Here is a 20,396-nt window from a genome sequence, read left to right on the forward strand (position 1 = left end):
GGGTGCCTGCAAAGCCACCCGCCGAGCCAGGCAGAATTATTGAGGCAAATCAAACACTGCCATGGATTCCACGTGCGAGGTATGCGGGAACATATTCACCACGCCCGCCTTGCTCAATACATAACCCGCTTCCAGCGCCAGGATGCCGGCGTCGCGCGCCAGGGTCGACGGGCTGCACGACACATACACGATACGCTTGGGCAGCAGGTCCGGACGCACTTGCGACAGGCCGACAAGCGCCTGGCACAGGGCCATGGCGCCATCGCGGGGTGGGTCGACGAGGATGCGATCAAACCGGCCCAGCGCGATCAGGTCGTCCGTCGTCACTTCGAACAGGTTACGCGTCGAGAACGAGGTTTTTTGCGCCAGGCCATTGGCCAGCGCGTTTTCCAGCGCCCGCTCCGTCAGGGTGGTGCTGCCTTCAATACCGACCACTTCGCTGCCTTGCGTGGCCAGCGGCAACGTAAAATTGCCCAGGCCGCAGAACAGGTCGGCCACGCGGTCGGTCGGCTGCACTTCCAGCAAACGCAGGGCTTTCGATACCAGCACGCGGTTGATGTGGTGGTTCACTTGCGTAAAATCAACAGGCTTGAACGGCATCTTGACGCCGAATTCCGGCAGCAGGTAGTGCAATTGCTTGTCCAGCGGATAGAACGGCACGGCCGTTTCCGGGCCCTTCACCTGCAGCCACCATTGCACGCCGTACTCGTCGGCAAAAGCCTTCAATTTCGTTTCATCGTCCGCCGTCAATGGCGCCATGATGCGCAAGACCATGGCGGTGACATCTTCGCCGACAGCCAGCTCGATCTGCGGCATCTGGTCGAAGATCGACAGCGACGCAATCAAGCCGCGCAGCGGCAGCAGCATGGCCGAGATGTGCGGCGGCAGGATTTCACAGCTATCCATGTCGGCGACAAACGCCGATTTCTTTTCGTGGAAGCCCACCAGCACGGCATCTTTCTTCTTGACGTGGCGCACGGACAGGCGCGCGCGGTAGCGGTAGCCCCAGGTCGGACCATACATGGGGCGCATGATGCTTTGCGGACGTACCTTGCCGATATGCCACAGGTTGTCTTCCAGCACGCGCTGCTTGATCGCCACCTGCGCTGATGGTTCCAGGTGCTGCATCGAGCAGCCGCCGCAATTGTCGAAATGCTTGCACTTGGGCGTCACGCGCATGGACGATTCGCGGTGCAGCGCCGTCATGCGGGCCATTTCCCAGTTTTTCTTCTTCTTGAACGTCACAAAGCTGACGCGCTCGCCTGGCAGCGCGCCTTCGACAAACACGACCTTGCCCGGCGAGCCGTCTTCGTTCTCAATATGGCCAACGCCACGGGCGTCCATGTCGAGCGATTTGATTTCGATGATATTTTCTTGCATAGCGATCAATAGGTAAGAGTGGGCCAGGACGCAGGGCCGCGCTGGAACTTGCAAACAATGGGGGAAAGGTCAGGCGCCGCGAGCGGGGCGTATGATAGCAGATGCAGCCCCGGAAATACCGGGACCGGGCGTCCTAGAGCAGAGAGTCGCGCACGACGCCGCGCGCGGCCATAGCCCGTTTGAGTTTAATCAACGCTTCCTGCTGGATCTGGCGCACGCGCTCGCGCGTCACGCCCATTTCCTCGGCCAGGGTTTCCAGGGTGGCCGGATCGTCGTTGTCGAGGCCGAAACGGCGCATGATGACGACGCGCTGCTTGTCGGGCAGCTTGGTCAGCCAGTCGCGCACCAGCACCGTCATTTCATGGTGTTCCGCGCGCGCGTCGGGGCTGTCTTCGCTGGCGCCGGGCAACATGTCCATCAAGGACGACTGCGGATCGTTGTCGAGCGGCGCGTCGAGCGACGTGGCATGCTCGGACAGGGCCAGGATATCCTGCACCTCTTCCACGGGACGGCCCACGAGGTGGGCGATGTCTTCCGCGGTGGCATCCTTGCCGTCGTGGTGCTGGGCTTCCAGGTGGTATTTGCCGCGCAAGATTTGATTCAGTTCGCGCACCATGTGCACGGGCAGGCGCACCGTGCGCGCCTGGTTCATGATGGCGCGCTCGATGCTCTGGCGTATCCACCAGGTGGCGTAGGTAGAGAAACGGAAACCGCGCTCGGGCTCGAACTTGTCGATGGCGCGCATCAGGCCGATGTTGCCCTCCTCGATCATGTCGAGCAGGACCACGCCGCGGTTGATGTAATGCTTGGCGATCGACACGACCAGGCGCAGGTTGTGCTCGATCATGGTTTGCCGGGCTTCGAAATTGCCCTGCTTGGCCAGGGTGGCGTAATGCACTTCTTGCGCCGCCGTCAGCAGGGGCCGCGTGCCGATCTGGTTCAGATAGTGCTGCGTGGTATCGGTCGACAGCTCGGCCGCCAGCACCTTTTTCAGTTCATCGACACTTTCGACCACCACGCTGACGCTGGCTACCTCGCCGCCCTCGCCCGCGTCGACGGCGTCAATGCCGTCGAGCTCGCCGGCATCGTCCGTCACGACTTCGTCTGCCCCGTCTTCCGGCAGTTCCGGGTCATCGTCCAGCTGATCGTGCGGCGCGTGTGTCATTGCTTTACCTAACGGTTAGGCAGGAATTTCGAAGGGTCGACAGGCTTGCCCTGCTGGCGAATTTCAAAGTGCAGCTTCACGCGGTCGGCATCAGAATCGCCCATTTCAGCGATGGCCTGGCCTTTGTTGACGTTCTGCCCTTCCTTCACCAGGATGCTGCGGTTATGCGCATATGCCGACAATAAACTATTACTGTGCTTCACGATGACAAGATTACCATAACCACGGATTCCGCTCCCGGCATACATGACTTTTCCCGCGCCTGCGGCCACCACTTGCTGGCCGGCCTTGCCGGCGATATCGACGCCCTTGTTCTTGCCTTCGTCAAAAGTGCCGATGACCTTGCCTTCGGAAGGCCACATCCAGCTGATCCTGTCGTCGCCAGGCGCCGATGCGGCAGGGGCTGCAGCGGCGGCGGCCGGTGCGGCGGCGACAGTTGCTGCCGGCGCGGGCGCCGGCTTGGCGTCGCCGCTGCCGCCATCGGCGCGCAGCTCGGCCAGGGTGGCGTCGGAATACGCGCGCTTCTCGCCGCGCGGGCCCGTTTTCTTCGGCACGGCAGGCGCGGCCGGCTTGATTTCCGTCGACGGCGGCATCACGACGGCCGACGTTTGCGCGCCGCCTGTGTCGCCAGTCGGCGGCAGCACGCGCAACACCTGGTCGACCTTGATGTCGTTCGGGTTGCTCAAGTCGTTCCAGGCCACCAGGTCGCGGTAATTCTGGCCGTGCTCGAGGGCGATGCGCAACAGGGTGTCGCCGCGCTTGACCGTGTAATAGGCCGGGTCGCGGTCGCGCGGATCGCTGGCGGCGGCACTGCTGCTCGATGGATGGCGCTCAACGACGGGTGCCTGGACGCCCGTCGTGCCGCAACCGCTCAACAGCGCGGCCAAGGTGATGCTACATAGAAGTATGTTACTTTTCTTAATCATTCGCATGTAATTATATGTCCTGCTTGCTAGCTGATCCGGGGATCATATGGTGCCCGGGCGCAAAGGCACGAAATGGCAATCTTCCAGGGTTTGGCTGGTCCATTCCGTTTTCCCCACCCGGGTAATGAGTTGTAAGTGTTGCAATTTAGCCCCCACCGGCGCAACCAGACGCCCGCCGGGCGCCAGCTGTTCCAGCAAGGCTTGCGGGACTTCCAGGCCGGCTGCGGCAAGGATGATCCCGTCGAAGGGCGCCGCCTGCGGCAGGCCAAGCATACCATCTCCGTACTGCAAGCGCAGATTCGACACGCGCAGCGGGCGCAGATTGGCCTTCGCCAGCTCGTGCAGGGGCCGGATGCGCTCGATCGAATACACCTCCTTCGCCACCAGCGACAGCACCGCCGCCTGGTAGCCGCAACCCGTACCGATTTCCAGCACGCGCTGCAAGCTGCCGCCCTGGCGCATCACCTCGATCATGCGCGCGACGATATACGGCTGCGAGATGGTCTGGTGATGGCCGATGGGCAAGGAGGCGTCGATGTAGGCTTGCGACGCCAGCGCCTCGTCCATGAACAGGTGGCGCGGCACGGCTTGCAGGGCGTCGAGCACCACCTGGTCCTTGACGCCCTGCTTCGCCACGCGCGCCACCATGGCCCGGCGCACGGCCTCCGAGACGAGCGGGTTTTGCCGCGGCGGCGACACCACGGCCGGCTGCGCCCGCTCATTGGCGATGGCTTGCGCGCGCGATGGCGCGATGGCCGCGTGCGCGCCATACGGCTGCGCCACGCCGCGCGCCGCGTTTTGCGCCGCATTCTGCGTGGCCGTCTGCGGCGTGGCGATCCTGGACTGGGCCAGCGACTGCCCCCCGCCCTGCCTGGCGGGCTTGCCGGCCAGCGAATCGAGGGAAAGGGGGAAGGTACGCGGCTTGTCAGTCATAGTGAGCGGTCATGCCAGGCCTTTCGCCAGTGCATCGAGTTGGGTGGTATGGGTCAGGTCGATCTGCAGCGGCGTGATCGATACTTGTCCATGTTCAACAGCATGGAAGTCCGTGCCCGGACCGCCTTCCTTGGCCGCGCCGGCGGGGCCGATCCAGAAGATTTCACGGCCACGCGGGTCGAGCGCGCGGATGACGGGCTCGGCCGAATGGCGCTTGCCCAGGCGCGTGGCCGCCATGCCTTGCAATTGCTCGTAAGGAATGGCGGGGATATTCACGTTCAGCAAATACGGTTTCTGCAGGGCGTCGAACTGGCGCTCGACGATTTCCCGCGCCACGCGGGCAGCCGCGTCCAAATTGGCCCAGCCGAACTGCGACTGGGAAAAGGCGATGGAGGGAATGCCGAACAGATAGCCTTCCGTGGCGGCGGCCACGGTGCCCGAATACAGGGTGTCGTCACCCATGTTGGGGCCGTTGTTGATGCCCGAGACCACCAGGTCGGGGCGCTCGATGAGCATGCCCGTCAACGCCACGTGCACGCAGTCGGTGGGGGTGCCGTTGACAAAATAAAAGCCGTTGGCGGCCTTGTGCACGGACAGGGGCCGGTCCAGCGACAGCGAATTGGACGCGCCCGAACGGTTGCTGTCGGGCGCCACCACCACGATGTCGGCAATGGGCGCGAGCGCGTCGGCCAGGGCCGCCAGGCCTGGCGCCAGGTAACCGTCGTCGTTACTGATAAGGATTCTCATAACGAGATTTTACCTGAAGCAATGCCCACACTGCGCATGCCGCACGCCGATAGGCAGCATTTTTTGTGCCGCCGCGCGAACCTGGCGCGCAAGCTCAGCGCTGCTCGATGCGCGCTTCCGACAGCGCCCCTTCCAGCGCCTGCACCTCATCCTCCTGCAAGGCCAGCAAGGCATTCAGGTCGCCTTGCAACTTGTACATTCTTTTCAGCTGCGCCATGCCGCGCCTGCGCAGCTTGCCCGGCACGCCCGGGCGCAGCAGGCAAGACTTCAAATGTTCGGCCAGTTCGCCCGCCTGCGCATACTGTTCCCGTTCGATCATGCCTTGCAACATCGAGATCATGCTGGCCAGGGTGTCCGGCTCGGCCGCATCCTGTTCGTTGGCGCGGCCGGCCAGGATGGTTTCCTGCAAATGCCGCGCACCGTCGAGCACGCTGTCCGCATGCCCCGTGACGGGCGCATTCAAGAGCCGGTCGCTGCCGCTGAGCACGGCGTCTTCCAGCAGGCGCGCCGCCTCGCTGTCGCCCTGCTGCTGCAGGGTGCCAGCCAGTTGCTTCTTGCTGTGCAAGGTATCGAGGTGGTCTTCGCCCAGCAGGCGCGCATGCACTTCCAGCACCTGCTCCTGCACGCTGCGCGCCGCATCGAGTTCACCGCGCCGCAGCAGCGCCTCGGCCAGCTTGCGCTGGCTCATCAGGGTCTCCGGATGGTCGAGCCCGCGCGTGCGCTCGCGCGCGGCCACCTGGTCTTCGTGCAGCTGGCGCGCGCCGGCCCAGTCGCCCTGCCCGGCCACGATATCGGCCAGCAAGTCGCGCGTGGACAGCGTGGCCGCATGGTCGCCGCCCAGGCGCCGCTCCTGCACCCCGAGCACGGCGGCGAGCAGGCGCCGCGCGCCCTCCAGGTCGCCTTCGCGTCCCAGCGCCTGCGCCAGGGCCAGCTTGCTGCGCAAGGTATCGCCATGCTCGGCGCCAAACAGGCGCTCGCGCGCCGCCACCACCGTGCCCAGCAATTGCCGCGCCTGCGCCAGCCTGCCCATGCGCAACAAGGTGGCGGCGCGGCCATCCATCGCTTCCAGGGTCAGCGGATGCTCGCCGCCCAGCTGGCGCACATAGGTGGCCAGCACCGTATCCTGCAGCAGCAGCGCCGCCGCCAGCTCGCCCTGCAGCAACAGGGTTTTCGCCAGGCAAGCCCGGGCGGCCAGGGTATCGGGATGCTCGCTGCCCAGCACGCGCTCGCGCACGTCGAGCACGTCTTCTTCCAGGAAGCGCGCTTCATCGAGCTTGCCCAGCTGGCGCAGCAGGCGTGCCATGCCGCTCTTGCACGCCAGGCTGTCGGGATGCTCCTCGCCCAGCAGGCGCACGCGGATCTCGACGCTCTGGCGAAAGGCGTCGAGCGCCTGCGCGCTGCGTCCATCCTTGCGGTACAGCTCGCCCAGACGGGCCAGATCGCGCGCCAGCGGCAGGGCCACGGCGCGGCCCGGTTCCAGCTGCAAGGCCTGGCGCGCTTCGCTGATGGCGCCCAGCAAGGCGATTTCGCGGCTCGACTGCCAGGGGAAATAGCCGCCCGTCAGCCAGTGCAAAAAGGCTTCGAAGGTGCGCGTGAGGGAAAAGCGGTCGCCGCCCTGGTCGATGCGCACGGCCAGCTGCTCGCCATAGGCAAAGGTTTTCGTCTGCTGCAGCTGGACTTCGTCGAAATAGCTGTCGAGGGCGATCTGCGGCAAGCCGTAGGACGTGCGCAGCAGGCGCTCGAACATGGGCTGAAAACCGGCGATGCCCTTGTGTGCGTCGCCGCGGCGCCACTCGGCACGCTGCGCCCCGTCGCCCATTTCTATGCGCGACGGCAAGGGGTACACGAGCAGCGGACGCTGTTCATCTTCATGGCTGCGGCGGTACTCGATGGCCCGCGTGACGAGCGCGTCGACGCCTTCCAGGCTTTGCCGGTTCGGCGTGAAGACCACCACCAGCTTTTTCGGCAGCAAGGTGGTGCAGATGCCGGCGCTGTCGGTGCGCCCCGTGCGCGAATCGACGAGCACATAGCGGAAATGCTGGGCCAGGGTATCGGCAAAGCAGCGGAACAGGGCCGGGCAGCTGTCGAACAGCTGGTCCCAGCGCATCTGCGCCAGGCGCTCGCTGTAGCTGGCGTCGAAGCGCCCCGCGCGCATCAGGTACAGGGGACTGCCCTGGTCGACGCGCACCACGTACTGCTGCCAGTCGATGGCGTCGAGCACGCGCTGGGCCAGCGCCGCGTCCTCGCGGCCCCCATCTTCGCGCCCACCGGCCTGCCCGCCAGCGCGCGCGCCCGCCGTTTCCAGGCTGATACGCTCGATCTGCTGGCGGCACGCCTCGAAGAACTCGAGCACGCCCGGCCGCTCCTCGTGCTGCTCGAAATAATGGTGCAGGCCCGGCGCTTCCATGTCCCAGTCCAGCATCAGCACGGGCACGCTGGCGTTTTCACGGCGCGCCAGCAGGACGGCGATGTTCGACAGAGCCATGGTGCGGCCGGTGCCGCCCTTGTAGGAATAGAAGGTGACGACTTCGCCAGGGGCGCTCAAAGGTGGCAGGGAGAGGCGTTGGCATTCCATGACGGGACCTTTTACGTGATTAACGTGGAAAGTGGGGAGGCGGAATGGCGCGCCATTCCGGTGGAATATCGGGCAACACGAAACGGCTGCAATCGTGGCCGGGCGGTGTTGACCGCTTGAGCAAGTGGTAATGCGTGGCGATGCGCTGCACGATGCGTTCGATGTCGGGCAGGTATTGCGGATTCGACTTCAGGTCGCCGCTGGCCAGCGTATAGCCGGAAAAATCGACGTACAGACCCGACTCCGTGATTTGCGGCGGCAAGCCGTCCGGATGGCGCGTCATGATGATGGGAATGATCAGGTGGCTGGGCAGCTCATACCAGGCGCGGCGCTCCTGTTCGATCAGCTGCATGGCGGCAAATTCGCGCCGCGTATAGCCATGCGCTTCATATTTCGGCGTGTACAGCACGATCATGCAGACGCTCTGGCACATGGCGCGCGCCACGCGCTGGTCGATATCGTCGCCGCCGCCCAGTTGCTCGCTGTCGATGAACAGGACTTCCTCGCGGTCGAGGTGCGGCTCCAGATAGCACGCCAGCGCCTCGATGAGGTCATTCTTGAACTTGTTCATGAACGCATATTGGCCGTGTGCATAACTCAAGAAACAGCCGTAGCGGATCTCCATGGCATCCCCCTGTTCCCCGTGCGGCCCTGCCATCGCCGCGCCTCATCCTGCAAGGCATGAGCTCACTGTAGACTGCCCGGCAACAAGACTGTTTGCGCTGGCACAAAGATGTGTCTGGCGTCCTGGACACGCGTCACAATGCCAGAAAATGGCGTGATCGCGCCGCTTTCTGGCATACCGGGCGCGCAGGCACGCAGCGCGCGAAAAACGCTACTCGCTTGATAACAAAGGGAAATAAGCCGGCGCACGGATGGCGCCGGCAAGCAAGGCTAGGCGCCCTTGGCGGGCAGGTTGCGGAAGAACTCCACCACTTCAGCCGTGTCGCGCGTGCGCTTGAACGGCGGCAGGCTTTGCCAGATGCGCTTGCCGTATGGCTTGGAGATGAGGCGCGGATCGCAAATCATCAGCACGCCCCGGTCGCCCTCGTCGCGGATCAGCCGGCCCGCGCCCTGCTTCAGGTTGATGATGGCTTCCGGCAGCGAGTGGTGCATGAAGCCATTCTTGCCCTGCTTTTCCATCACTTCGATGCGCGCGGCCAGCACCGGGTCGTCCGGCGGCGCGAACGGCAGCTTGTCGATGATCACCAGGGACAAGGCATCGCCGCGCACGTCGACGCCTTCCCAGAAGCTCTGGCTACCGATCAGCACGCCATTGCCGGCCGCGCGGAACTGATCGAGCAATTCCGTGCGGCCCCTTTCTCCCTGCACGAACAGGGGAAAGTTCAGGCCGCGCTGCTTGAATTCGTCGGCCAGGCGCTCGGCGGCCCGCTTGACGGCGCGCAAGGTAGTGCACAGGAAGAAGGTGCGCCCGCCCGCCGCCTCGATGATGGGCAGGGCGCAGTCGATGACGGCATCCGTGTAGCCCAGCGCGTTCGGTTGCGGCAGGTTTTGCGGCACGAACAGCAAGCCTTGCTGGCCATAGTCGAACGGACTCGGCCACGTATGCGACGGTTCGCCCGTCAAGCCCATCTGTTCGGAAAAATGCTTGAAATCGTTCTTCACGGCCAGGGTGGCCGACGTGAAAATCCAGCTGCGCGGCGTGCCTTCGCGCTGGTTGTTGAAGATCGGCGCGATCGACAATGGCGTTTTATGCAACTGCAAAGAGCTGGAAAACGCTTCCACCCAGAACACGGCTTCTTCGCCGGCCGCCACTTTCGCCTTCGGATCAAACTTCCAGCCGCTCAGCTGCTGCGCCAGTTCGACGCCGCGCACACGGCACTGCTCCAGCGTCTCCGCCCGTTCCGCCTGCGTTTCCAGCACGGCCACCATGCCGTCAAGCTCATCTTTGAGGGTGTCGAGCGCGGGGAAAAAGTCGCTCGACGGGGCGATCTGCGGCAGGGACAGGCGCACGATATCCTGCGGGAACGTCAAACGCAGGTCGCGCGCCGCCTTTTCCACCACGGTGACGGTCTTGGCCCAGTCGATGCCGCGCGCGTGCGCGAGCCCCTCGGCCAGCACGTCGCGGCACAGTTCCAGGATTTGCGAGGTCGACACTGTGTTACCGAAGAACAAAGTGGCCGTATCGGGCAGCTGGTGCGCCTCATCGAAGATGATGGTATTGGCCGAAGGCAGCAATTCCGCCACGCCCGTGTCTTTCAGGGCCACGTCGGCAAAGAACAAATGGTGGTTGACCACCACCACGTCGGCCTGCTGCGCTTCCTTGCGGGCCTTCATGACGAAGCAATCCTGGTAATACTGGCACTCGGCACCCATGCAGGTGTCGCGCGTGGACGTCACCAGGTTCCAGATCATGGCGTTTTCCGGCACCTTGGTCAGTTCGGCCTTGTCGCCGGAGCTGGTCATCTTGATGAAGCGCGAAATTTCGCGCAGATGGCCCACGTCGTCGCGCGAGGTCATGCGCCCGTTCTGCAGCGTGCGTTCCAGGTGATAGTGGCAGACGTAGTTCGAGCGGCCCTTCAGCAGGGCGACGGAGACGGGCGCCTGCAGCGCGGCGCGTACGGTGGGGATATCGCGCAGGAACAATTGATCCTGCAAGTTCTTGGTGCCGGTGGAAACAATAGTCTTGCCGCCCCACATCAGGGCCGGTACCAGGTAGGCGAAGGTCTTGCCGGTGCCCGTGCCCGCCTCGGCGATCAGGGTCGTCTGGCTGTCAATGGCGCTGGCGATGGCCTTGGCCATGTCCGTTTGCGAACGGCGCGGCTTGTAGCTGCCCACGGCCGGACCGAGCGGGCCGCCGGCGCCAAACAGGCGCTCGATGTCGGCATCGTGCTTGCCAGGCGCCGCCTGCGGTTCGGCCGGCGGACTGGCTTGCAGATCGGTCGGCTGGCCATCCGGGTTTACTGGCAATAAATTGTGATCGGTCAAAATATACTTAAGTGAAGGCTGGACTGGACGCTACTGGCGCCCCTCAGGCGGGAACGTCGGGCACCAACTGCATTTTCAGCAAGGTGATGTGATCCTTCAATTGCAATTTGCGCTTTTTCAGGCGGCGCAGCTGCAGCTCATCATGGTGACCATCGAGTATCAGCAACTCGATGACGGCATCGAGGTCGCGGTGCTCCACGTTGAGTTCAATCAGGCGCCGCTCTATTTGCTGTGCATCGCTCATGTGTTGCGTTCCAGGCAGTGTTGGTAACAGTGTTGGGAAACCGGCGCGGCGCGCGCAGGCAGCCATGGTGCATAGTTTAACCTGCCGCGCGCGTTAGGGCACGCCATTTCCGGCGTGCCCCTGCGCGGCGGTGTTATTTGACCGGCGGCACAGGCACGGCAGCCGCCGGCGCGCTGGCAGCGGCGGCTGCCTTGGCGGCCTTGGCATCGGCCTCGGCCTGGCGCTCGGCCAGGCGTTGCGCCACGCGTTTCTGGCGCGCCACGGCGTCAGCCTGTTTCTTCGCATAGGCTGCTTCGCGGGCGGCGCGGCGCGGCGCCTCGGCCGCATCGTCGGCGGCTTGTTTCGCCACTTTCGCCGCTTGCTCAGCCTCGCGCTCGGCAACGCTCTTGCCTTGCGGCTTGGGCGGCGCCGGATCGGGCGTGACCACTTTCACGGGCTTGGGCACGGCCGCGGCCCGCTGCTCGGCATCGAGGCGCGCGCTTTCCTGCGTCCTGGCCAGGTCGATATCGCGCAGGCGCACGGACTCGGCGCGCTTGAAATAATTCGCTTCCGCGTCGATGGCGCGCAGGCGCACGAGGATCAGACGGCGCTTTTCCTTGGCCTTGTCGAGGCAATTATTCACGAAAAACTTGTTGTAGCACTCGATTTCGCGCGCGGCAAACTCGTTTTCCGCCGCTTCGCGCTCGCTGGCCGACTGCTTCAGCTTGGCGTCCGCCTCTTCCACGGACAAGGTGGCGGGCACCTGCGGTGCGCCGACCTCATCCAATGCCGCGGTACCCTTGTGCGCGCAGGCGGACAACGCCAGAACCAGGCCCAGCGCCGCACCCAGCTTGTATAGTGTATTTGCCATCATGTTCCTTATCCCTGCCTCAAACGATCGCGTCGGCCGCGCCGCGCTGTTCTTTTTCCATGTATTCGCGCGATTGCATCTCGATGATACGCGAAACGGTGCGGTGAAACTCGTTGGCCAGCATGCCGTTCGTGTACAGCTCATCAGGCGGCACTTCGGCCGACATGATCAGCTTGACCTTCTGGTCATAAAACACGTCGATCAGCCAGGTGAAGCGGCGCGCCTCGGACGACTGCGCCGCCGACATGGCCGGTATGCCGGACAATATCACCGTATGGAAGCGGCTGGCGATTTCCAGGTAGTCATTTTGCGAGCGGGGCCCGCCGCACAGGGTGGCGAAATCGAACCAGATGATGCCGCCGGCGCGGCGCAGGCAGTGGATTTCGCGGCTTTCGATGCGGATGCGCGCATCTTCGTCGGCCGTCTCGGCGATGCGCGTGTAGGCGTCGCGCAGGGCCCGGTCCGTGTCCGCGCCCAGCGGCGTATAGTAACTCTCCACCTGCTCCAGCGCACGGCCGCGGTAATCGACGCCGGCGTCGACGTTGATCACGTCGAGCTTGTCCTTGAGCAGCGCGATGGTCGGCAGCATGCGGTCGCGGTGCAGGCCGTCCGGATACAGCAGGTCGGGGTCGTAATTCGAGGTCATGATGAAGGACACGCCATTGGCGAACAGGGCCGACAGCAGGTTGTACAGGATCATCGCGTCGGCGATGTCCGAGACGTGGAATTCATCGAAACAGATGAGGCGGTATTTCTTGGCGATGCGCTTGGCCACCTCGTCGAGCGGATCGGCCACGCCTTTCAATTCATCGAGCTGCTGGTGCACGCCGCGCATGAATTCGTGGAAGTGCAATCGCGTCTTGCGCACCAGGGGCACGACCGAGTAAAAACTGTCCATCAGGAACGATTTGCCGCGCCCCACCCCGCCCCACATGTACACGCCCTTCGGCACGGCGGGACGGTTGATCAGACGCTTGAAGGTGCTCGAGCGCTGGCCCTTGTAGGCCACCCACTCGTCATAGCACAGCTGCAGGCGGTCGACCGCGCGCCGCTGGGCGGCGTCGGCCTTGAAATCACGCTTCTGCAACGCGTGCTGGTAAAACTCTTCTACGTTCATGGGATTCGCTTTAACGCACAAGGGCGCCGGCGGAAAAAATCCGCGAGCGCCCCTGCTGGACTAACTACAATTAGAAGTTCAAGGTACGCTTGTCAACCGCCAGTGCCGCTTCCTTGGTCGCTTCGGACAGCGATGGGTGAGCGTGGCAGATGCGCGCGATGTCTTCGGCCGAGGCCTTGAATTCCATCGCCACGACGGCTTCGGAAATCAGTTCGGACGCCATCGGGCCGACGATGTGCACGCCGAGAATTTCATCGGTGGTCGCATCGGCCAGGAATTTCACCATGCCCGAGGTGTCGCCCAGCGCGCGCGCACGGCCGTTGGCCATGAACGGGAAGGTGCCGGCCTTGTAGGCGATGCCTTCGGCCTTCAGGGTTTGCTCGGTCTTGCCGACCCACGCGATTTCCGGCGAGGTGTAGATTACCCAAGGAATCGTGTTGAAGTTGGTGTGGCCATGCTGGCCGGCGATACGCTCGGCCACGGCAACGCCTTCTTCTTCGGCCTTGTGCGCCAGCATCGGGCCGCGCACGACGTCGCCCACCGCCCACACGTTCGGCAGGTTGGTCTTGCAGTCGCCGTCGACGGCGATGAAGCCGCGCTCGTCCAGCTGCAGGCCGACCTTGTCGGCGCCCAGGCCGTTCGTGTTCGGCGTGCGGCCGATCGAGATGATCAGCTTGTCGAACACGGCTTTTTGCGCTTCGCCCTTGGCGTCCACGAATTCCACGGTGACGTCTTTCTTGCCTGGCGTGATCGCACCGATCTTGCAACCGAGGTTGATCTTCAAGCCTTGCTTGGTAAACAGTTTCGACGCTTCCTTGGCGATCTGCTCGTCCACGGCGCCCAGGAAGACCGGCAGGCCTTCGAGCACGGTGACGTCGGAACCCAGGCGGCGCCAGACGCTGCCCATTTCCAGGCCGATCACGCCGGCGCCGATGACGCCCAGCTTGGCGGGTACGGCGTCGATGGCCAGTGCGCCCGTGTTCGACAGGATCAGCTTCTCGTCGAATGGCGCGCCCGGCAGTTCGCGCGCGTTCGAACCCGTGGCGATGACCACGTGCTTGGCCGACAAGGTTTCGTTGGCTTCGCCCGTCACGCTGATGTCATACGCGCCAGCGGCGGCGGCAGCGAAAGCGGCACGGCCGTGGAAGAAGGCGATCTTGTTCTTCTTGAACAGGTACAGGATGCCGTCGTTGTTCTGCTTGACGACGGTGTCCTTGCGCTTGAGCATCTGGCCCAGGTTCAGCTTCAGGCCGGCGACGTCGATGCCGTGCTCGGCGAAGCTGTGGCCCGCGTGTTCGAAATGCTCGGACGATTGCAGCAGCGCTTTCGACGGGATGCAGCCGACGTTGGTGCAGGTACCGCCAGGAGCGGCGCCGCCCTTGGCGTTCGACCACTCGTCGACGCAAGCGACGGAAAAGCCCAGCTGCGCTGCGCGGATGGCGGCGATGTAGCCGCCAGGGCCCGCACCGATGACAACTACGTCAAATTGTTTAGTACTCATGTTTTGTTATTCCAATCTCTTCGTCTGGTACGAAAATCCACAATAGAAGGTAAATCACCACGCCGAAGCCGAAGGTCAATGTAAACAGGACGAAGACGAGGCGCCAGATCCACGCTTCCATACCGGAAGCGCGGCCCAGGCCGCCGCAGACGCCGCCAAGCCAGCGGTCGTCGCGCGAACGGCGCAGGCGGTTGAATTCCTGCACCAGGTCGTTCGCCGGGCCGGCAGCGGCACCGGCGCCGGACGTGCTGTCCGGCTTGTCCAGGTTGATATTGCTCAGGAGCTTGGCTTTCGCTTGCGCGAATTCCGCGTCGCTCAGGGCGCCCGCCAGGTGCAACTCGTGCAGACGCTTGATTTCTTCAGAGATGTTCATAGGAATCCTCTTTCATTGAGATCAGCCAGCTGCGTCTTCTGGCAAGGGGTATCAGCTACATTGCCCCGGCGGCTACGCCGGGGGACTACAGTGCTTACAGGTCCAGCAGCAGGCGTGCAGGATCTTCCAGCGCTTCTTTCATCGCCACCAGGCCCAGGACGGCTTCGCGGCCGTCGATGATGCGGTGGTCGTAGGACATGGCCAGGTAGTTCATCGGACGCACCACGATCTGGCCGTTTTCGACGACGGCGCGGTCCTTGGTCGCATGCACGCCCAGGATGGCCGATTGCGGCGGGTTGATGATCGGGGTCGACAGCATGGAGCCGAAGGTGCCGCCGTTCGAGATCGAGAACGTACCGCCCGTCAGGTCGTCCAGGGTCAGCTTGCCTTCCTTGGCTTTCGCGCCGAATTCACCGATTTTTTTCTCGATGTCGGCGATCGACAGCTGGTCCGCGTTGCGGATGATAGGCACGACCAGGCCGCGCGGCGAACCGACGGCGATACCGATGTCGAAGTAGCCGTGGTAAACGATGTCGTTGCCGTCAACGGAAGCGTTGATGATCGGGTACTTTTTCAGGGCAGCGACGGCGGCCTTGACGAAGAAGGACATGAAGCCCAGCTTGACGCCGTGCTCTTTCTCGAACTTGTCCTTGTACTTGTTGCGCAGGTCGATGACCGGCTGCATGTTCACTTCGTTGAACGTGGTCAGGATGGCGTTCGTCGATTGCGATTGCAGCAGGCGCTCGGCGATACGTGCGCGCAGGCGGCTCATCGGCACGCGCTCTTCAGGGCGGTCGCCCAGGTTGGCGGCCGACGGCGTGGCAACTTGTTGCAGCGCCGGCTTGGCGGCGGCTGGCGCCAGCGGCGCAACGGCTGGCTTGGCGGAAGCGGCCAGGGCGTCGCCCTTGGTCACGCGGCCGTCTTTGCCCGAACCGGCGACGTCGCCGGCGGACAGGCCTTTTTCGGACAGGATCTTGGCGGCGGCAGGCATGGCGACATCGCCTTTGGTCGCAGCAGCTGGCGCCGAAGCGCTGGCGGTGTCTTGGGCAGCGGCAGCCAGGGCTGGCGCAGGCACGGCGGAGACTTCCATCGGGCTGACCTTGGCCGAGCCGTCGGTATCGATGATGGCGATGACTTCGCCGGCAACGACGGTGGCGCCGTTATCCTTGATGATTTGCACGATCACGCCAGCGGCCGGCGCCGGCAGTTCCAGCACTACTTTATCGGTTTCGATGTCGATCATGTTTTCGTCGCGCGCGACTGCTTCGCCGACTTTCTTGTGCCATGCCAGCAGGGTCGCTTCCGCAACCGATTCCGACAACTGGGGAACTTTGACTTCGATTTGTGCCATGTAAAACTCCGTTTATTTTGTTATTGCGGCGCCGCCCTGCGTAGCAAGGGCGGCGCTCCGTCATGATGTATGCGAGCAGGCGCCATGCACTCGCATGGCGCCCCTTATCGAGCCACTTACTTGGTCAGGATAAAACCTTTCAGCTTCGAGAATGCCGTTTCCAGCAGGTCTTTTTGCTGGGCGTAGTGCTTGTCATAGTAACCGACAGCAGGCGACGCCGAAGCAGGACGGCCGGCGTAGGCCAGACGCTGACCCGATTCCAGGCCTTCGAAGATGTTGTGCTGGATCTGGAACCAGGCGCCCTGGTTTTGCGGCTCGTCCTGTGCCCAGACGACTTCGACCAGGTTCGGGAACTTCTTCAGTTCAGCAGCGAACGACTTGTGCGGGAACGGATACAGCTGTTCCAGGCGCACGATGGCCGTGTCGGTCTGGCCACGGGTCTTGCGTGCGTTGACCAGGTCGTAGTAGACCTTGCCCGAGCAGGCGACCACGCGCTTGACTTTCTTGGCGTCGATTTTGTCGTCGACTTCGCCGATGACGGTCTGGAAACCGCCCTTGGCCAGGTCGGTCAGCGGCGAACCGGCATCCTTGTTGCGCAGCAGCGACTTCGGCGTCAGGATGACCAGCGGCTTGCGGAACTGGCGCACCATCTGGCGGCGCAGCAAATGGAAGATCTGCGAAGCCGTCGTCGGCTGCACCACTTGCATGTTGTTGTCTGCGCACAGCTGCAGGAAACGCTCGGGACGCGCGGACGAGTGCTCAGGACCCTGGCCTTCGTAACCGTGCGGCAGCATCATGACCAGGCCCGAAGCGCGGCCCCACTTCACTTCGCCGGAGCTGATGAATTGGTCGATCACCACTTGCGCGCCGTTGGCGAAGTCGCCGAACTGGGCTTCCCAGATCGTCAGGGTGTTCGGTTCAGCGGTCGAGTAGCCGTATTCGAAGGCCAGTACGGCTTCTTCGGACAGCACCGAGTCGATGACGGTGAACGGCGCCTGGTTGTCCGACACGTTTTGCAGCGGAATGTAGGTACCTGCATCCCAACGCTCGCGGTTCTGGTCATGCAGCACGGCGTGGCGGTGCACGAAGGTGCCGCGGCCGGCATCCTGGCCCGTCAGGCGGATGGCGTAGCCGGACGATACCAGCGATGCGTAGGCCAGGTGTTCGCCCATGCCCCAGTCCAGGTTCATTTCGCCGCGGCCCATGGTGGCACGGTCGCCCAGCACTTTTTCCACCAGCGAGTGGACCTTGAAGTCTTCCGGCACGGTGGTGATGCGGGTGGCCAGGCGTTTCAGTTCCGTCATCGGCACGGCGGTGTCGGCCGAATCGGTCCATTTCTTGTTCAGGAACGGCAGCCAGTCGACGGCGTACTTGTTCTTGAAGTTCGAGATGACCGGATCGACGGTGTGCTTGCCGGCGTCCATGGCGTCGCGGAACGCGGCCACCATCTTGTCGCCGCCATCGGCAGGGATCACGCCTTGCGCCACCAGCTTGTCCGCGTACAGCTTGCGGGTGCCTGGATGCTGGCCGATCTTCTTGTACATCAGCGGCTGCGTCAGTGCCGGCGTATCTTGCTCGTTGTGGCCAAGCTTGCGGTAGCAGATGATGTCGAGGACGATGTCCTTCTTGAATTCCATGCGGTAGTCGAGCGCGATCTGCGTCGCCAGTACCACGGCTTCCGGATCATCGGCGTTGATGTGCAGGACCGGTGCTTCGATCATCTTGACGACGTCCGAGCAGTACAGGGTCGAGCGGGCATCGCGCGGATCCGAGGTGGTGAAACCGATCTGGTTGTTGATCACGATATGCACCGTGCCGCCGGTATGGTAGCCGCGGGTTTGCGCCAGATTCAGCGTTTCCATGACCACGCCCTGGCCGGCGAAAGCGGCATCGCCGTGCACCAGGATAGGCAGCACTTGCGCGCCCTGCGCGTCGCCGCGGCGGTCCATGCGGGCCTTGACGGAACCTTCGACCACAGGGTTGACGATTTCCAGGTGCGACGGGTTGAACGCCAGCGACAGGTGGACCGGGCCGCCTGCGGTGGAGATGTCCGACGAGAAGCCCTGATGGTATTTCACGTCGCCGGCTGGCAGGTCGTCGCCATGCTTGCCTTCGAATTCTTCGAACAGTTCCTGCGGCGCCTTGCCCAGGGTGTTCACCAGCACGTTCAGGCGGCCGCGGTGGGCCATGCCGATCACGATTTCCTGCACGCCTTTTTCGCCGGCGCGCTGGATGGTCTCATCCATCGAGGCGATGAAGGTTTCGCCGCCTTCCAGGGAGAAGCGCTTCTGGCCCACGTAGCGGGTGTGCAGATAGCGTTCCAGGCCTTCAGCCGCGGTCAGGCGGTCGAGGATGTGGATTTTTTTCTCTGGGGTGAAATTCGGGGTGGAGCGGATCGATTCCAGTTTCTCTTGCAGCCAGCGCTTTTCGGCCGGATCGGAGATGTACATGAATTCGGCGCCGATCGAACGCGTGTAGGTATCGCGCAGATAGTTGAGCAGATCGCGCAGGGTGGCGGTCTCGGGGCCAAAATAGGTATTGCTGATGTTGAACACGGTGTCCATGTCCGCATCGGTGAAACCGTAGAAGCTCGGCTCGAGCTCAGGGATCATCGGACGTTCCTGGCGTTGCAGCGGATCCAGGTTGGCCCAGTGCGAACCGAGGTAGCGGTAAGCGGCGATCAGCTGCGTGGCGGCGACGCGCTTGCGGCCCATTTCAGCATCGAAGGAAGCGGTCACTGTGCGGATCGGACCTGCTTTTGCGCGCTCGGCGAACGAGGCGACGACGGAGGCATGTGCCACGTCAGGCTTGTTGGTGCCATCGACGGCAGGCACGTGCTGCATTGCGTCGAAGTAGGAACGCCAGTTATCGGGTACCGAGCCTGGATTGTTCAGATACGCCTCGTACAGGTCTTCCACGTACGGAGCATTCCCACCGAACAGGTAGGAGTTGGTCGTTAATTGCTGCATATATTGCTCACCTTTCTTCGCGCTTCGCGAGGAATTAGCGGGTTAATCTAACCTTCCGCGACACGGCCTGACCGGTTAGCGGATTGCACATCAAGTTGTGGGGAAGGGCTTTTTTATTGCACCAGCATTCTGCATACCGTCATTTAGAATAGCACGCGGTATTGTAACGCAACAACTGCAAGTTGAATTTTATTTGGCAAGCAAATGTAAGCTGTGTTGTTGATTTTCCCGGGCTTGCAAGCCTGTCACTGTTGTGCTTACGGCACATCGGCGGACCTGCCGGCGTGCCGCTTGCGCCCGACTGGTCTGCCCGGCAACGGCCCCGCCGCGATGGCCGCCAGCCAATCGGGATCGCCGGCAAACCACTCGACCAGGAAGTCGAGCATGGTGCGCAGCAGCGGCGACATGTGCTGGCGCGAAGTGTAGACACCATAGATGCCCATGTCCTGCGGCACGTAAGCGGGCAGCAGTTCCACCAGCTGTCCGCTGGCGATCAGCGGCGCGGCCGAATAGCGCGGCTGCATGGCGATGCCCGCCCCCGCCACCGTGGCCACCAGCAGGACCAGCGACTCATTCGCCGACAAACGGCCGCTGACGGGGACAGTGAGCGCTTCCCCGTCATGCGTAAATTGCCACAGGCTCTTGCCGAAATACGTATAGGTCAGGCAGTTGTGCAAGGCCAGGTCTTGCGCCCGGCGCGGCGTGCCGTGCGCCGCCAGATACGATGGTGCGGCGCACACCACCGACGCGCAGCTGGCCAGCTGGCGCGCGATCAGGTTCGGTTCAAGCGCGTTCGTGATGCGGATCGCCAGGTCGATGCGCTGTTCCACCAGGTTGACGGCGCGGTTCTCCATCTGCAGGTCGACGGCGGCGCGCGGGTAGCGCCGCAGGTAAGCGGTCACTGCGCCAGCGAGCGCCGTCTGCGCCAAGGATTGCGAGCAGGTGATGCGCAACAAGCCGTGCGGCGTGTCGACGCCCTCGGGCGAGGTGACGGCCATGGCGCCGGCCACTTCCAGCATCTGCCGGCAGCGCGCCAGGGTGGCGTCGCCCGCATCCGTCAGGCTCAGGCGGCGCGTGGTGCGATGCAACAGGCGCGCCCCCGCCCACTCTTCCATTTCGGCCAGGTAGCGCGTCACCATGGCGCGCGACATGTCGAGCGCCTCGCTGGCGGCCACCATGCTGCCCCGCTCGGCGATGGCGACGAATACTTGTGCGGCGGTGATACGGTCCATGCGCTACTCCTTGATTCATCCGATCCATGCAACTAAGTATTGCAATCTACCCTATTTGTCGCGCCTGGTCGAAAGGATAATATG

General features: G+C 63.5%; 16 protein-coding genes. All 16 read right to left on the bottom strand.

The features are described from left to right. Positions 1–36: 36 nt before the first annotated feature. The 16 genes from rlmD to JAB4_RS22060 all read right to left on the bottom strand — a co-directional run bounded on the left by rlmD (position 37) and on the right by JAB4_RS22060 (position 20,312). Complete coding sequence (gene rlmD, locus JAB4_RS21985; protein WP_070223371.1) at positions 37–1,380, bottom strand: 23S rRNA (uracil(1939)-C(5))-methyltransferase RlmD; 1,344 nt, start codon at positions 1,378–1,380, stop codon at positions 37–39. A 133-nt stretch (positions 1,381–1,513) separates the two neighbouring features. Then, entirely contained in the window at positions 1,514–2,545 is a 1,032-nt protein-coding gene (rpoS, locus tag JAB4_RS21990) for an RNA polymerase sigma factor RpoS (protein ID WP_070223369.1), read from the bottom strand. A gap of 8 nt (positions 2,546–2,553) precedes the next feature. Beyond that, a complete protein-coding gene (locus tag JAB4_RS21995; RefSeq protein ID WP_083286948.1) occupies positions 2,554–3,471 on the bottom strand; it encodes a peptidoglycan DD-metalloendopeptidase family protein in 918 nt (305 codons plus the stop codon). A gap of 42 nt (positions 3,472–3,513) precedes the next feature. Next, positions 3,514–4,404, bottom strand: a complete 891-nt coding sequence (locus JAB4_RS22000) for a protein-L-isoaspartate(D-aspartate) O-methyltransferase (protein WP_070219203.1) — start codon at positions 4,402–4,404, stop codon at positions 3,514–3,516. 9 nt (positions 4,405–4,413) lie between these two features. Further along, positions 4,414–5,151: a 5'/3'-nucleotidase SurE gene (gene surE / locus JAB4_RS22005; RefSeq protein ID WP_070219202.1), complete on the bottom strand. Its 738-nt coding sequence runs from the start codon at positions 5,149–5,151 to the stop codon at positions 4,414–4,416. A 94-nt stretch (positions 5,152–5,245) separates the two neighbouring features. Next, entirely contained in the window at positions 5,246–7,726 is a 2,481-nt protein-coding gene (locus tag JAB4_RS22010; protein ID WP_071653872.1) for a tetratricopeptide repeat protein, read from the bottom strand. Between the two features lie 19 nt (positions 7,727–7,745). Further along, on the bottom strand, positions 7,746–8,351 hold the full coding sequence (locus JAB4_RS22015) for a toll/interleukin-1 receptor domain-containing protein (RefSeq protein WP_070219201.1): 606 nt from the start codon (positions 8,349–8,351) through the stop codon (positions 7,746–7,748). A 269-nt stretch (positions 8,352–8,620) separates the two neighbouring features. Next, a complete protein-coding gene (locus JAB4_RS22020) occupies positions 8,621–10,624 on the bottom strand; it encodes an ATP-dependent DNA helicase (RefSeq protein WP_070219213.1) in 2,004 nt (667 codons plus the stop codon). Positions 10,625–10,718: 94 nt separating this feature from the next. Continuing rightward, positions 10,719–10,919 (bottom strand): DUF465 domain-containing protein, encoded by a 201-nt coding sequence (locus JAB4_RS22025; RefSeq protein WP_034752051.1) that lies wholly within the window; start codon positions 10,917–10,919, stop codon positions 10,719–10,721. 133 nt (positions 10,920–11,052) lie between these two features. After that, the gene (locus JAB4_RS22030) at positions 11,053–11,772 is read right to left on the bottom strand and encodes a hypothetical protein (protein WP_071650167.1); all 720 of its coding nucleotides are present in this window, start codon (positions 11,770–11,772) and stop codon (positions 11,053–11,055) included. Positions 11,773–11,788: 16 nt separating this feature from the next. Beyond that, the gene (gene zapE, locus JAB4_RS22035; RefSeq protein ID WP_070219199.1) at positions 11,789–12,886 is read right to left on the bottom strand and encodes a cell division protein ZapE; all 1,098 of its coding nucleotides are present in this window, start codon (positions 12,884–12,886) and stop codon (positions 11,789–11,791) included. Between the two features lie 70 nt (positions 12,887–12,956). Then, entirely contained in the window at positions 12,957–14,387 is a 1,431-nt protein-coding gene (lpdA, locus tag JAB4_RS22040; protein WP_070219198.1) for a dihydrolipoyl dehydrogenase, read from the bottom strand. Then, positions 14,377–14,760, bottom strand: a complete 384-nt coding sequence (locus tag JAB4_RS22045; protein WP_070219197.1) for a PspC domain-containing protein — start codon at positions 14,758–14,760, stop codon at positions 14,377–14,379. The genes lpdA and JAB4_RS22045 overlap by 11 nt, the downstream gene beginning before the upstream one ends. 94 nt (positions 14,761–14,854) lie before the next feature. Further along, positions 14,855–16,111, bottom strand: a complete 1,257-nt coding sequence (odhB, locus tag JAB4_RS22050; protein WP_070219196.1) for a 2-oxoglutarate dehydrogenase complex dihydrolipoyllysine-residue succinyltransferase — start codon at positions 16,109–16,111, stop codon at positions 14,855–14,857. A gap of 116 nt (positions 16,112–16,227) precedes the next feature. Next, positions 16,228–19,080, bottom strand: coding sequence for a 2-oxoglutarate dehydrogenase E1 component (locus JAB4_RS22055; protein ID WP_046685725.1), 2,853 nt, complete (start codon positions 19,078–19,080; stop codon positions 16,228–16,230). A 257-nt stretch (positions 19,081–19,337) separates the two neighbouring features. Continuing rightward, positions 19,338–20,312: a LysR family transcriptional regulator gene (locus JAB4_RS22060; protein ID WP_070219195.1), complete on the bottom strand. Its 975-nt coding sequence runs from the start codon at positions 20,310–20,312 to the stop codon at positions 19,338–19,340. Positions 20,313–20,396: the final 84 nt, after the last annotated feature.

This window comes from Janthinobacterium sp. HH102 (genome assembly GCF_001758625.2).
Taxonomy (GTDB): Bacteria; Pseudomonadota; Gammaproteobacteria; order Burkholderiales; family Burkholderiaceae_D; genus Janthinobacterium.

Bases quoted from the DNA above. Each gene is read 5' to 3' on its own strand.
- odhB (WP_070219196.1), bottom strand. From the start codon at position 16,111: ATGGCACAAATCGAAGTCAAAGTTCCCCAGTTGTCGGAATCGGTTGCG.
- rpoS (WP_070223369.1), bottom strand. From the start codon at position 2,545: ATGACACACGCGCCGCACGATCAGCTGGACGATGACCCGGAACTGCCG.
- JAB4_RS22025 (WP_034752051.1), bottom strand. From the start codon at position 10,919: ATGAGCGATGCACAGCAAATAGAGCGGCGCCTGATTGAACTCAACGTG.
- JAB4_RS22055 (WP_046685725.1), bottom strand. From the start codon at position 19,080: ATGCAGCAATTAACGACCAACTCCTACCTGTTCGGTGGGAATGCTCCG.
- zapE (WP_070219199.1), bottom strand. From the start codon at position 12,886: ATGAACGTAGAAGAGTTTTACCAGCACGCGTTGCAGAAGCGTGATTTC.
- JAB4_RS22030 (WP_071650167.1), bottom strand. From the start codon at position 11,772: ATGATGGCAAATACACTATACAAGCTGGGTGCGGCGCTGGGCCTGGTT.
- JAB4_RS22010 (WP_071653872.1), bottom strand. From the start codon at position 7,726: ATGGAATGCCAACGCCTCTCCCTGCCACCTTTGAGCGCCCCTGGCGAA.
- JAB4_RS22045 (WP_070219197.1), bottom strand. From the start codon at position 14,760: ATGAACATCTCTGAAGAAATCAAGCGTCTGCACGAGTTGCACCTGGCG.
- JAB4_RS22015 (WP_070219201.1), bottom strand. From the start codon at position 8,351: ATGGAGATCCGCTACGGCTGTTTCTTGAGTTATGCACACGGCCAATAT.
- rlmD (WP_070223371.1), bottom strand. From the start codon at position 1,380: ATGCAAGAAAATATCATCGAAATCAAATCGCTCGACATGGACGCCCGT.
- JAB4_RS22060 (WP_070219195.1), bottom strand. From the start codon at position 20,312: ATGGACCGTATCACCGCCGCACAAGTATTCGTCGCCATCGCCGAGCGG.
- JAB4_RS21995 (WP_083286948.1), bottom strand. From the start codon at position 3,471: ATGATTAAGAAAAGTAACATACTTCTATGTAGCATCACCTTGGCCGCG.
- lpdA (WP_070219198.1), bottom strand. From the start codon at position 14,387: ATGAGTACTAAACAATTTGACGTAGTTGTCATCGGTGCGGGCCCTGGC.
- JAB4_RS22000 (WP_070219203.1), bottom strand. From the start codon at position 4,404: ATGACTGACAAGCCGCGTACCTTCCCCCTTTCCCTCGATTCGCTGGCC.
- surE (WP_070219202.1), bottom strand. From the start codon at position 5,151: ATGAGAATCCTTATCAGTAACGACGACGGTTACCTGGCGCCAGGCCTG.